Below are 351 nucleotides of genomic sequence, written 5' to 3'. Positions count from 1 at the left end.
GCCCGAGTTGGCCGCGACTTGCGGGGCGTCATGGAGGTCGGGCGTAGCCCGGCCGGAGTGACGCCCCGCAAGTCGCGGCCAATTCACGCTGCCACGGCCTGTGGCAGATTGTCAAAGTAGGTTTGATCGGGCGTACGTCCGCCGGGGCTCGAGTGAGGTCTCCGGGCGTTGTAGAAGCCCAGGTATCGGCCGATCGAACTGCGCGCTTCGCTGACGCATGCGTAGGCGTGCAGGTAGACTTCCTCGTACTTCACCGAGCGCCACAGCCGCTCGACCACGACATTGTCGCGCCAGGCGCCGCGGCCGTCCATGCTGATGGCGATACCCTCGCGCCGCAGCACGCCGGTGAAG

Annotated in this window: 1 protein-coding gene; it reads right to left on the bottom strand. The window is 67.2% G+C overall.

Annotated elements, in window-relative coordinates:
• Nucleotides 1-83: 83 nt before the first annotated feature.
• The coding region (locus tag FMM79_RS00035; RefSeq protein ID WP_148625005.1) for an integrase core domain-containing protein at nucleotides 84-351 on the bottom strand (268 nt) is incomplete at its 5' end.

The organism is Novosphingobium sp. BW1 (genome assembly GCF_008107685.1).
In the GTDB taxonomy this organism is placed as follows: Bacteria; Pseudomonadota; Alphaproteobacteria; order Sphingomonadales; family Sphingomonadaceae; genus Novosphingobium.
This window is presented reverse-complemented; position numbering and strand designations above follow the sequence as displayed.